Annotated in this window: 12 protein-coding genes; 11 read left to right on the top strand and 1 reads right to left on the bottom strand. The window is 74.4% G+C overall.

Going from position 1 to position 12,071, the window contains the following annotated elements; genetic code table 11:
• The first annotated feature begins 158 nt into the window (after positions 1–158).
• The 10 genes from ACZ60W_RS34645 (at position 159) to ACZ60W_RS34600 (ending at position 9,439) form a co-directional block, all read left to right on the top strand.
• Positions 159–2,036, top strand: coding sequence for a bifunctional phosphatase PAP2/diacylglycerol kinase family protein (locus ACZ60W_RS34645; RefSeq protein ID WP_469759386.1), 1,878 nt, complete (start codon positions 159–161; stop codon positions 2,034–2,036).
• Entirely contained in the window at positions 2,002–2,979 is a 978-nt protein-coding gene (locus ACZ60W_RS34640; protein ID WP_469759385.1) for a YihY/virulence factor BrkB family protein, read from the top strand. The genes ACZ60W_RS34645 and ACZ60W_RS34640 overlap by 35 nt, the downstream gene beginning before the upstream one ends.
• A 53-nt stretch (positions 2,980–3,032) precedes the next feature.
• Entirely contained in the window at positions 3,033–3,839 is an 807-nt protein-coding gene (locus ACZ60W_RS34635; RefSeq protein WP_469759384.1) for a phosphatase PAP2 family protein, read from the top strand.
• A 108-nt stretch (positions 3,840–3,947) separates the two neighbouring features.
• Positions 3,948–4,529 (top strand): hypothetical protein, encoded by a 582-nt coding sequence (locus tag ACZ60W_RS34630; RefSeq protein WP_469759383.1) that lies wholly within the window; start codon positions 3,948–3,950, stop codon positions 4,527–4,529.
• Positions 4,530–4,718: 189 nt separating this feature from the next.
• Positions 4,719–5,018, top strand: a complete 300-nt coding sequence (locus tag ACZ60W_RS34625; RefSeq protein ID WP_469759382.1) for a hypothetical protein — start codon at positions 4,719–4,721, stop codon at positions 5,016–5,018.
• A gap of 121 nt (positions 5,019–5,139) precedes the next feature.
• Positions 5,140–5,646: a hypothetical protein gene (locus ACZ60W_RS34620; RefSeq protein ID WP_469759381.1), complete on the top strand. Its 507-nt coding sequence runs from the start codon at positions 5,140–5,142 to the stop codon at positions 5,644–5,646.
• Positions 5,647–5,870: 224 nt separating this feature from the next.
• Positions 5,871–7,067, top strand: coding sequence for a hypothetical protein (locus ACZ60W_RS34615; RefSeq protein WP_469759380.1), 1,197 nt, complete (start codon positions 5,871–5,873; stop codon positions 7,065–7,067).
• Positions 7,068–7,212: 145 nt separating this feature from the next.
• Positions 7,213–7,974 (top strand): helix-turn-helix domain-containing protein, encoded by a 762-nt coding sequence (locus ACZ60W_RS34610; protein ID WP_469759379.1) that lies wholly within the window; start codon positions 7,213–7,215, stop codon positions 7,972–7,974.
• Between the two features lie 23 nt (positions 7,975–7,997).
• Positions 7,998–8,840, top strand: coding sequence for a dihydrolipoamide S-succinyltransferase (locus ACZ60W_RS34605; RefSeq protein ID WP_469759378.1), 843 nt, complete (start codon positions 7,998–8,000; stop codon positions 8,838–8,840).
• Positions 8,840–9,439, top strand: a complete 600-nt coding sequence (locus ACZ60W_RS34600; RefSeq protein WP_469759377.1) for a hypothetical protein — start codon at positions 8,840–8,842, stop codon at positions 9,437–9,439. Before ACZ60W_RS34605 ends, ACZ60W_RS34600 begins: the two co-directional genes overlap by 1 nt.
• A gap of 60 nt (positions 9,440–9,499) precedes the next feature.
• Here ACZ60W_RS34600 and ACZ60W_RS34595 read toward each other — a convergent pair whose 3' ends face one another.
• Positions 9,500–9,976, bottom strand: a complete 477-nt coding sequence (locus tag ACZ60W_RS34595) for a DUF5990 family protein (RefSeq protein WP_469759376.1) — start codon at positions 9,974–9,976, stop codon at positions 9,500–9,502.
• A gap of 271 nt (positions 9,977–10,247) precedes the next feature.
• Here ACZ60W_RS34595 and ACZ60W_RS34590 point away from each other — a divergent pair, with 271 nt between their 5' ends.
• Positions 10,248–11,951, top strand: a complete 1,704-nt coding sequence (locus ACZ60W_RS34590; RefSeq protein WP_469759375.1) for a hypothetical protein — start codon at positions 10,248–10,250, stop codon at positions 11,949–11,951.
• The last annotated feature ends 120 nt before the right edge of the window (positions 11,952–12,071 follow it).

The raw sequence follows: 12,071 nt of genomic DNA, 5'->3' as shown, positions 1-12,071 counted from the left end.
TACGAGCACTTCCACCCGGCACACCGAGAGCACGCACCAGACGCCGCAGGGCCGCCCTTCGGGCAACGAGGGGATGGTGACGACAGGCCCTAGGCCGCGACGCCCGGCGGACGCCCCTCGGGGCGTTTGACCGACGCCGTGCAGGTAACACGGCGTCAATGACGAACCCACACGAGGCAGCGAGACCCGGCCTCCCGCTCCTGCTGCTGCCCGTCCAGGCGGCCGCGGTCGCCGCGCTGGGCCTGCTGTTCACCGGGCCACTGGCACACCACTGGCCGCTGTCGGCGGAGGACGGCGTCAACCGCGCCCTCGCCGGCCACCGCACCCCGCTCGCCACCGCGCTCACCGACGGCGCGTCGATGCTCGCCTCCACGGGGAGCGTGATCGCCCTCACCGCCTTGTGCGTGGCCGCCCTGCTCCTGGCGCCCCACGCGCCCCGTTGGCGGGAGGCGGCGTTCCTCGCCGTGGCGGTGGCCGCGCAGTCCGCCGTCTTCCTGCTGGTCACCCTCGTCGTGGACCGGGAGCGCCCGGACGTGCCCCACCTGGACCCGGCGCCGCCGACGTCCAGCTTCCCCTCCGGTCACGTCGGCGCCTCGGTCGCCCTCTTCGGAGGGCTCGCCGTCCTCGCCTCCCGGCGTCTGCACGGCGCCCGGCGCCGGCTCGTGGTGGGGCTGCTCCTCGTGATCCCCCTGCTCGTGGCGGCCTCCCGCGTCTACCGCGGCATGCACCATCCCTCCGACGTGGTGGTGGGACTCCTGAACGGCGCCTGCACGCTCGCCCTCGTGGCGGCGGCCCTGCTGCCCCGCCGCCGGGACGAGGCGGAGACCCCCGCCCCGGACCCGTCCGCCCGCGCCGCACGCCGGGCCGTCGTGGTCCGCCACCCCCACGGCTGTGGCGACGACACCGCCGCCCGCGTACGGGACCTGCTGCGCGACCACGGGTACGCGGAACAGCGGTGGACCGCGACGACGGCCGAGGACCCCTCCGGAGCCCTGGCCGCGTGCCTCGCCGAGACGGACGCCGACCTGGTCGTCGTCTGCGGCGGCGACGGCACCGTACGCGCGTGCGCGGACGTCCTGGCCGGCACCGGCGTCCCCCTGGCGATCGTCCCCTGCGGCACCGGCAACCTCCTCGCCCGGAACCTGCGGCTGCCCAACGAGCCGGTGGCCGCCCTGCGGGAAGCGCTCGACGGACGGACGGCCGGACTCGACGTGGGACGGATCGAGGGCGACGGGATCGCCCCGACCCGCTTCGCGGTCATGGCGGGCGCGGGCTTCGACGCCGCCATGGTCCAGGACGCGTCGGCACGCCTCAAGGAACGCCTGGGCTGGGCCGCGTACGTCGTCTCGGCCGTGAAGCACCTCGGGGACACCCGGATGCGGCTGTCGATCCGGCTGGACGGGGGCGCCCCGCTGGAGCGGCGGGCCCGCATGGTCGTCATCGGCAACGTCGGGACCCTCCAGGGGGGCCTGCCGCTCCTCCCGGAAGCCCGGCCCGACAGCGGCCGACTGGAGGTCGTCCTGCTCGACCCGCAGGGGGTCACCGGCTGGCTCGCCGCCGCCGGGTACCTCGCCTCGCGCGTACCGGGCGGACGGCGACGCCGGGTGCCGGAGGCGGAGGAGCACGCGTCCGGAGCGGGGGAGCGGTCTCTCGCCCACGGCGCACTGGAGTACTTCGGCGCGAGCCGGATCGAACTGGACTTCACCCGCCCCCAGCCGCGCGAACTGGACGGCGACGTCTTCCCCGCGGGTACCCGGCTGACGGCGGAGGTCGAACCGGGAGCGCTCCGGGTCCGCCTGCCGGCCCCGGCGAGGGCCCTCGCCCCGGCCGGCGGCGGCACCCCGAAGCGGGCGGACGCCCTGGCGAAGACGGAGGCCCCCGCCCGGGAAGAGGCCCCGGAACCGGCCGCGGCTCCGGAGCAGCGGGCCCGTGTCCCCGCCCGTACCGCGACCCCCGAGGGAGCGGACGTCCCCGCGCAGGCACGAGCGGAAGGAGGAGCCCATGGGCACCGCGACGCGCGTACCGCAGCGCAGTGAGGTCGAGGCCGTGGAGGCCGAACTGCGGCTGCAGGGGGACGTCCTGTCGGGCGAGGAGGCATGGGCGGCGCTCCGCCACTACGGGGGCTGGGCGCTCCTGCGGGACTCCTTCGTACGGTTCCGCTACGCCGACGGGTTCAGCCACTCCCGCGCCCTCGCCCTCCAGACCGCCCTGGCGATCGTTCCCCTGGCCATCGCCGTCATCGGGCTGTCCGGCGTGCTGCACACCGAGGACATCGGGCGCATCGCCGAACTGACGATCCGCCGGATCAGCGGACCGAGCGAGGGCGTGGTGGACGACGCCCTGCGCGAGAGCCGGAAGCACGCGGGGGAGGGCGGCGCGGCGGCCCTCTGGCTCGTCCTGCTCTTCTCCGTCGGGAACGTCACCACCGGCATGTGCCAGGTGGAGCGCGGCGCGAACCGCATATACGGCGTGGAGCGCGACCGGCCGTTCCTCCACAAGTACGCCCGGGGGCTGGTCATGGCGGTCCTGGCCGGCGTGCCGCTCGGACTCAGCTTCTGCGTCACCGTCCTCGGCTCCGACCTCAACCGGGCCCTCATCGAGGTCTACCACCTGGAGCCCGCCACGTCCCGCGCGTGGGACGTCCTGCGCTGGCCCGTGGGCATCCTGCTCGCGGTGATCGCCACCAGCGTGGTCTTCCGCCGCTCGCCCCGGCGCGCCCAACCGGGCTACACCTGGCTCGCCTTCGGCGCCACCGTCCACCTGCTGCTGTGGCTGGGCGCCACGTGGGCCCTGAGCCTGTACGTCGGCTCCGCGAGCTCCTTCACCACGGTGTACGGGCCGCTGAGCGCCTTCATGGCACTGCTCCTGTGGTCCTACCTCACCTCGCTCGCGCTGTTCCTGGGCCTCTCCTTCGCCGCCCAGCTGGAAGCCGTACGAGCCGGGGTGGCGACACCCGTCACCGAGGACCCCGGCGTCTGAGCCGACCGGGCCACGACACCTCACCCGCCCCACCGAAAGGAACCGCACGGACCATGACCGAGCCTTCACACCGCACCTGGCGGCACCGCCTCGGGCGGCTCGCGACCGGCCACGGCGGGCCCGACACGCGGTTCGGCGTCCGGCTGCTGGCCGGCACGGCCCTCACCGCCCTCGCGGCCGTCCCCTTCTCCCTCGCCCTGGTCCTGGTGGAGTCGCACTGGGCCCCGTTGCACCGCCTCGACCAGGACGTGGCCGAGCGGCTGCACCGGTCCGCCCTCGCCGACCCGGCCTGGGTACGGGTCCTCGAATTCCTCACGCACGTCGCCTGGGGGCCGCTGACCATGCGGCTCCTCGTCGCCGGCGTGGTGGTGTGGCTCCTGCGGCGACGGGCGTACCGGCTCGCCGCCTGGGCGGCCGTCACCGCGACGGCCGGCGGGCTCCTGGGCTTGCTGGTCAAGAACGTCGTCGAGCGCGCCCGCCCGCACCTCCCCGATCCCGTCGCCCACGCACCCGGCTTCTCCTTCCCCTCCGGCCACGCCATGACGGCCACCACCTCCTGCGCCGTCCTGCTGCTGGTCCTGCTCCCGCTCGTCCCGCGCGCCTGGCGGCCCGTGCCCTGGATCCTCGCGGTGGTGGCCGTGCTCGGCGTGAGCTACACGCGCGTCGCGCTCGGGGTCCACTGGGTCAGCGACGTCGTCGGAGGCTGCCTGCTGGGACTGGCCGTCGTCACCGCGACCACCCTCGCCTTCGAGGCATGGCGCGGTGACATCGGCCGCCCCCACACCACCCCCGCCGAAGGCCTGGAGCCGGAGATCACGACGGACTCGCCGGAGCCGGCCGGGCGGCCGGGCACCCGGTGAGGCGGAGCCGGCCCCCGGGGCCCGGCCCTCCCGGTGGGTGGGCGTCCGCTCGCGGGGTAGGCGGGACGTGACCGTGGGACGCAACAGGAAGAAGGAGGCAGCACACCGATGAACACTCCCTCCGAGAACGGCAAGGAAGAGGCGCCCACTCCCGAGGAAGTCCGCCGGCGCGGCGAGCACGTCCATGACGACCTGGGCATGGCGGCGGAGGCCCTGACGGCCAAGGCCGCCGTCAAGGCGCAGGAGAAGGCCACCGGAGCCACCGCGCAGCCCCGGGACACGGCGGGCGACGTCCTGTCCGGAGCCCAGGAGCGGGCGGCCGACGTCCTGTCAGACGCCGAGGCCAGGACGGCCCAGGCCGAGGACAAGGCGCTCGCCGCCAAGGACCAGGCCGCCGAGAAGGCCGCCGAGCTCACCGACACGCTCCGGGAGGGCACGGCCCGCGCCGCACGGCTGGTCAAGGACAAGACCCCCGAGCCCGTACGGGAGAAGGCGGCCGACGCCGCCGCACAGGTCCGCGACACCGCGACGCGCGCCGGACGCATCGCCGCCGAGAGGACCCCGGAGCCGGTCCGCGAGAAGGCCGGATCGGTCGTGACCAAGGCCAGGGAGAAGCGGACCCCCCTGCTCTTCGCGGCATCCGCCCTCGGCGTCCTCCTGCTCGTGCGGCGCGGCCGGAGGCGACGGTGAGGCCGTCCGCCCTCGCTTGACAGGCCGGCCGGGCGCACGGCGCCGACGGGCGGAAGCCGTCGGCGCCGGCACCGGACCGGGACGCCGTCCGGAGCCCCGTGGCCCGGCCGCACCGTCCGCGCGCGGCGCCGGGACCTCGTCGAGGGCCGGCGCCGACGCGTTTCCCCACCCGAGAGACGGGAGGAAGACTTGTCCGATCACGACGGACTGCACGCCCTCACCGCCGCGGCTCTCACCGCCGCCGCACTGCTCGTCAGGCGGCGCGTGCACCGTGCGGCCCGCGGCGCACACGATTCGGGCGCCGACCGCGCGCCCTGGCGGTCAGCGTCCCCACCGGACGCGGAGGGCCCCGCCCCCGACCGCACGACCGAGCCGCACGGGTCGTTCCCGCAGCCGCCCGTCCGGGAGGCCGAGGACCACATCGAGCGGTGCTGGAACAGGCTCGAATCCCTGTACCCCCAGCAGGACCGCGACCACCGCGACGACTAGGAAGCCGTCCCCGGCGGCTCGACGCCGAACGGGCGCCTCCGCCGCGCCGGCGACACGGCGGCCGGCCGGACGCCGACGCATCGGGACGGATACTGCCGGCCGCTCCGGGCACAAGGGGCTCATGCACGGACAACACGCGCGTCCCACGAGCACGCTGTTCGGCCCTGCCCCCACCGACTCCGGGGCGTCGGCACCCGACCCGGGCGGCGCCAGACACTCGCGCCGGGGCCGGGCGCGCGGCCGACTGCGCCGCCGGCTCCTCGCCTACCGCACCATCGAGTTCCTGTCCACCCACATCCCCGACCACGCGGGCCCGGGCGAGGAGTGCCTGCTCCTCGTCCACGCCCGCCAGGTCGTCGGCCAGGTCCACTACCGCCTCTGCGCCGACTGCGCCCACGGCGTCATCACCGCCCTCGCCATCGACGCGCGCTTCCTCAGCAGCGGCCTGGGGACCCGGGCCCTGTCCCACCTCCGCGCCCGCCACCCCGGCGTCGCCTGGCGCAGCACGCTGCGCCTGCGCACCACCCGCGACCTCCTCCGCCGCATGCGCATCCCCACGGCCAGGCCCGGCACCGGCTGCCCCCACGTGGGCCCGTCGCTGCCCGCCCCGGCCCTCGCCGACCGCTGAGGCCGGTTCAGCCGCCGACCGGACGCCGGCGGGTCGGCCCAGGAGCGGAGCCCTCGCCCGCGCACGGCGCGCGCAGGGGTGAGCAGGGGTGTCGAGCCCGGTGGTCGCCGGGGTGGTGACGTTCGGGCCGCGCGAGGTCCGCGAAGGCGGTGACGGGGTGACGCTTCCCTTGCTCGGGCCGCGGACCATAATGGTCGGGCCCTGCTCGCCCACGGAACGGTTTCATGGCCAAGAACAGCACTGCATCGACCGCCGTCCCCGACACCGTCTGGATCGGGCGGGGGCGTCACGTCGGGCCCGAGCCCGAGCGGGACGTCCGGCGCAACCTGCTCGCCCTCAAGGCGGCCCGGGTGATCGACGACTTCGTGGACCTGGACCCCGTCGAGGCGGCACGCTCCACCGACCTGTACCCGCGGGACGAGGCCGCCGACCCCGGCCCGTCCGCCCGCCGCCTCTTCGAGGCCCGCTGGCGCGTGGCCGGCGACGTCACCGTGCGCGCGCAACTGACCACGTACGAGCCCGAGTCCCGTCGCGCGAAGGGCGAGGGCGTCGCCTGGGTCCTCGCCGCCGAGGCCGAGCGGGCGTGGGAGGCGGGCTGGCCCTCGCCGGCCACCGTGTTCTGGCCCGACAGCGACCAGGTCCCCTGGGACCACGAGGCGGTGCCCGGAGACGTGCGCCTTAGGGAGGCGAGCCACCTCCCGAAGGAGGACGACGAACTGCGCCGCCTGCTGCGGTCCCTCTCCAAGCAGAGCTGGTTCATCCACGTCGTGGTGCACGAGGCGATGACGCCGGACGCACTCGGCCGCCGACCCGTCACGGCGTTCCTGCCCCCGAGCCTGCGGCACCGCGTGGTCGAGCACCGGGCCACCCCCGACCAGGCCCTGATCGCGGACTTCGCCATGAAGCGCGAGCTCGGTGTGGGGATCCCGCGCGGCGGCGCCGTCGTCCTGCCCCGCACACCGCAGGCCCAGGAGTACGACGCGGAGCGCTTCACGGTGCGCAACGTCTTCCTGGACGGCACGGAACCCACCGAACTCCTGAACAAGATCGTCGAGTTCGCCTCGCTGCCGCAGCCCCTGCCGGCCGACGCCGAACCGGTCCTGGCGCGCCTGCGCCAAGGCTGGCACCTGCTGACGCCGGACGAGGAGCTGGTCCACGCGAAGGCCATGGTCACCCGGTACGCCAACGCGCTCGAAGCCATGACCGCATCCTGCGACCTGTACCGGGAGGCCGCCGAGTCGGCCCTCGAAGCCCTCGCCGAGGCGTCCGGCGGCACCCCCGCCCCCCGGACGGCACCGCCGGCGACCGCCAGGGACGACGCCTCGCCCTGGAAGGCCCTCACGAAGACGTTCGGCCGCTTCCGGGGCCCGAACTCCCCCGCGCCGGACACGGATGCCCCACAGGGTTCGCCCGGCCAGTGAGGTCGCCCTGAGGCAAGGGGACGCGCACCGAGGTGTCGGATCCGACGCGGCTTCCGTGAGGTGCCGGATCCGCCGACGGCGACATTCCGGTGCGCCCCACCCTTCCGTATGCGTTATCCGCATTCCTGATGCTAGGTTGGCGCACGTGATGGGTACGGAGGAGATCCTCAGGCTCACGGTCGCGGCCCTGATGGCGCGGGCGGGCGAGCGGCAGCACGACCTGGCCGTGGCGCTGGGGCAGTCTCAGGCGCAGGTGTCACGGAAGCAGAGCGGCAGAGCGCACTGGTCGCTGGAGGACGTCGACCTCCTCGCCGCGCACTACGGCATGCACGTCCTGGACCTGATGGCCGGACCCACGCACGCGGCCGGTGTGCTGCACGGCTCCCTCGCCCGTATCCAGCCGACCGGAACGCCGTCGCCCTCCGTCGCCATCGGCGTTCCGGAGCCCGCGCCCGCTCCGGAAGACGCGGCCGTCGCCCAGGCCGAGTCGGAGGGCGAGGCATACGCTCCGGCCGCCGACCCGGGGCGGCCCTGTGTGTTGTGCGGGCAGCCCGCGCTGGAGGAACTCGACGGTTTTCCGCAGCACTTGAGTGCGGAGGAGTGCGCGGAGGCCGTGGCGGCGGCAGGTGCTGCGACATCGGCCCCCGTCGCTCTCGGGGTGGTGGCGCCGGACCCGGTTGCCGCGGAGCCCGGCCCCAAGCCTGTCGGGCCCGCGGTCGCGTCCGACGGGGAGGCCGTGTCCGATCGGGAAGCTGCGGCCGATCGGGAGGCCCCCCGGCCCTCGCTGCCCCCCGGCGCCACGCGCCCGCCTACGCCTCCGCCTCCTTGGTGGAGCAGATCACGGAGCGCGTGCACGGCGTTCTCGCGGAGTGTTCCGGTGACACGCAGGCCGCACAGGCCGAACTGATCAAGAGGGCCATTCCCGATGTGATGACCCTTCTGAAGGTCTCGCGGGTGGGCGGCCGGTACGAACACTCGGAATTCCCCCCGACGCAGGAAATCCTGCGGAAGAAGTCCCAGAAGGGGGCGGACGAGATCTGGGAAGGCCGTCCGAAATGGCGGAATCCCGAACTCTTCGCGGCGGCGAAACGCGGCGAGAAGATCGAGGTGACCGCCCTCGACATGAACGCCGCCTATCTCTCCGCGCTGAAGACGTGGTTGCCCATCGGGCAGCTGAAGGAGGACACCAGCGGCGTCCACGACCCGAAGCGGGCCGGTGTCCACCTCGTCACCCCCGCCGACTGGGACCACGCCACGCTCCCGAACCCTCTGGGCAACCGCATGGAGCCGGGGCAGCTGTGGGTGAGCGAGTCGACCCTGCGCCTGCTCCTCGACTGCGCCCGCCAGGGGCTCGCCGACGCCCCGGTGATCCACCGCTCCCTGGTCTCCGGAGCGACGGAAGCGCTGCTGGAGAAGCTGCGGCGAGCGCTCGCCGAATCCCGTAAGACCGCCCTGGAGAACGGCGACGAGCTCACGGTGGCCTACGTGAAGGCCATGTACTCTAAATTCGTGTCGACCATCGGCGAATCCAGTGCGAACCGCGACCTGCGTCGCCCGGACTGGATGCACATCATCCGCGCCAAGGCATTCGCGAACCTCTGGATGAAGGCCCACAAGGCCCACAAGGCCCACAAGGCGGGACTTCAGGTCGTGGAGATCTCCGGCACCGACGAACTCCACGTCGTCGGCGACTGGCGCCCGGTCTTCCCCGAGGGCCGTGACCTGAACCAGGTGAAGGAAAAGGGAACCTACGTCCTCGGGGGTAGGCGCTGATGGCCGGCTCGCCTGATCTGTGGTCCCGCTGGGGAGAGTTCGGCAAGTTCAACTCCCGGGGGATGAAGGGCGGAGAGGCCCTGATCCTGGAGCTGAACCGGATCGTGTACTCCTCCGGCATCTCCTCGCCCGTCACCTCCAAGCGCGGGCTCAACGCCCGGCTGCGCTACCTCGACAGCCCCGCCGGCCGCGCGGCCCTCACGGACCAGGGCGTCACCACCCGCACGCTCCGCTCCTGGATGCGCGGCAAGTCCACCCCGACCGCCGCGAACCGCGAACGCATCGACAGCGCCTACTGGCACCGCCGGCGGGAGAACCTCATCCGATCGGGCTGGCTCAAGCGCCACCTCGACAACGACGGCCGCGGCCGCCGTATGGAGATCTACCCCGTCGACCAGACCCAGGTCCCCGTCGAACGCTCCCGCCCCACCCTCCAGCAGCGCTCCATCACCGTCCGCTACATCTGGGGCGACCTCGTCGACGCCTGGGCCACTCAGGACGCCGACACCGTCGACGAGATCTGGGACGACGTCATCTCCGACCTCGACTCCGACTACAACGCCTACGCCCACGTCTCCTCGGTCGGCATCGGCGCCTGACCACTCCCGCCCGTCCGGCCTGTCGCGTGCTGCCGCCGACGTCGTCTCGGACGGCGGTGATCAACGCTCCGTCAGCAGCGGGCTCCAGCTGATCACCGGCGGCCGGAGACCGGCGCAGCGGGGCAGCCCCTGGCCGTCGGTGAGGCCGGTCACGGCCTGGGCGCCGCCCGTCGCGAGGGCCTCCGACGGGAGATCGGCGAGCAGGAGTTTCGCGCGTCGGAACATGGTGAAGGTCCCGTCCGGCGACACCTCTCCCCAGGTGAGGTAGAGGAACCGGGCGCCGCGCCGACCGTGGACGTACGGGCCGCGGAAGTCGGGCGAGCCGTCCGAGCCCTCGGCCGGGTTCACGGTGGTGTCCGCTTCCACCACGGTCACGGTGAACTCCCAGACGGCTTCCGCGGCGTCACCCGGGACGAGCCCCTCCGGCTCTCGGCCGCGCTGCACGGCCACGTGCACGTTCCGGTAGGGCCCGCAGTCGAGCCCGGGCAGTTCACGACCGACGAGGCGCAGGAACAGGGGCCGGGAGGGTGCGGGCATGGGGTCCACTCTGCCACGCGGTGGCCGGTCGGGGACTCCTTGAGGTGCGGGCGGCGACGTGCCGCCCGCATCGCGATCCGGAAGGAGCGGTGTGCTCGCCACGTGGTCGTTCGCCTGTGGCGGGCATGCGCGGGTAGGCGTCCTTCAGCTGGAGGTCGGTCACGCTATATCCCACGTCGATCGTTTGCCTATCTCCTTCCTCTTTCATCGAGGCTGGGGGGCGTGGAGTCCCCCGACTGAACGTCAGTGAACCAGGGACAGGAGCCGACGCATGCGTCCGCGATGGAGTGACGACGACCGGCCTGTGGACGAGGTCGCGCCGCAGGGCGGGAGTGCGGGTGGAGGCGCCTACGTCTTCCCGGCGGCCGGGGAGGCGGGGGCCGGTGGGGGCTCGGAGGGGCGGCTGCTGCTGGTCGGCGACGAGGGCGTGCTCGGAGCGCTCGCGGCCGCCGCGGAGCGGGCCGGATGCCGCGATGTGCAGGTCCGTCGCACGGGCGAGGGCCGGGGCGAGGAGGCCGGCGGTCTCGTGAGGTGGGCGGAGGGGGAGAAGGTCTCGGCCGCCGATGCCGTGCTTCATGTGGCCTCCTCCGCAGCCGAGTTGGCGGTCATGGCCGACCGGTGTGCCGAGGTCGGGGCCTGGCTCGGGCAGGTGCTCGTGCACGAGGACGAACTCTGGACGGGTCCGCTCGGGCCGGCGGACCGCACCGATGCGGCCTCGGCCTGGAGGCGACTGCGCGGAGTTCCGTCGCGGCACCGGCCGGACGACGGCCTCGTCCGCGCCGCGCCGCCCGCTGGGCGGGCGGCGGAGATGGCCGAGTGGCTTCTGGGGACTTTGCCGGGCGGTCGCGGAGACGCGCCGGCGGCGGAGGCCGGACAGGGGGCCGGAACCGGGCAGGCCGGAGAGCCGTATCTCGTGCGTACCGATGTACGGACCTCGGTGAGCAGTCGGCACCCCGTGGTGCCGCTGCCTCGGCCCGATCGATCGGGTACGCGGGCGGGTGGCGAGGCGGGGGCGCGGGTGGCTTTTCTCGGGCGGATCGGGGGTGAGGCGGTCGAGCCGGAAGGGCTCGTGGAGCGGTTCGACGCCGTGGCGGACGCGCGGAGCGGGCTTCTGGGGCCGGTCTCGGAGGCCGTGCCAGGACCGGCCGGGGGTTGGGTGTGTGCGGTGGAGGTGCCGGACCCGTTCGGGGCGCTGCCCGACGCGGAGGCCGCTGTCACCGCGTGGGGGCACGGGGCGGACGCCCGGAGCGCGCGTCTGGCGGCCGTCCTGGAGGGGCTGGCCGCGTACGGGGCGTTCGCCGCTGCCGCGTCCGTCCGGAGTGGTCGTGAGGTCTGGGGCCTGGATCTGGTCACCGACCGGCTGCGCCGGGTTCCGGTGGCGGAGGCGTATCCGGTACTCGCGGCGGGCGGGGCGCACCGGCTTCCGGCGGGGGTGGCGGCGGGGCTCACCTGGGCGGCCGCGGTGGAGGCCGCGCTGATCGGGCACTGTGAGGCGTTGGCGGCCCGGCGGCTGTGCGAGCCGGGTGTGCGCGTTCCCCGGCTGGCGCTTCCGGACCACGGGGGACCCGCTGTTCTCCAGGCGCTGCGTGCGGTGGGGGAGCCGGTGGCGCACGACCTGTCCGGGCTGTTGTCCGCGCCGGCCTGTGCGGTGCGGCTCGGGGACGAGACCGTCGTCGCCGTCGCCGCCACGCGGAGCGAGGCCCTCACGGCTGCCGCGGAGCGGGCCCTGCGCGTCCACGCCCGAGGGGGTGCGCTCGGCGACGGCCCGTGGGTGACGACGGTTCCCTCCGTCACGGCGGACCGGGAGGCGGGGGGCCGGCCGGTCCCGGTCGAGGACGGGGCGGGCGCGCGGGTGGGACTCGTCGAGGCGCTGCGGGCGCAGGGGCGGAGTCCGGTCGCGGTGCTGCTCGACCACGATCCGCAGGCCGTCCGGATCCTGCCGTATCTCGTGCATGTGACGTTGTCGGACGGCTGACGTCCCCGCGTGCCCGGTTCGTGCCCGATGCCGGGCCGGGTTCGCGGGAAACATGCAGGGGGCAGGTGCCGCTTCCGAGCTGCCCGTGTAATGATCGCGTGACCGGACGTCTGGCGTCCG

The sequence above is a fragment of the Streptomyces sp. NPDC104202 genome (genome assembly GCF_055584185.1).
Note: the sequence above shows the minus strand (reverse complement) of the source record. Positions and strands in the feature narration are given on the sequence as shown.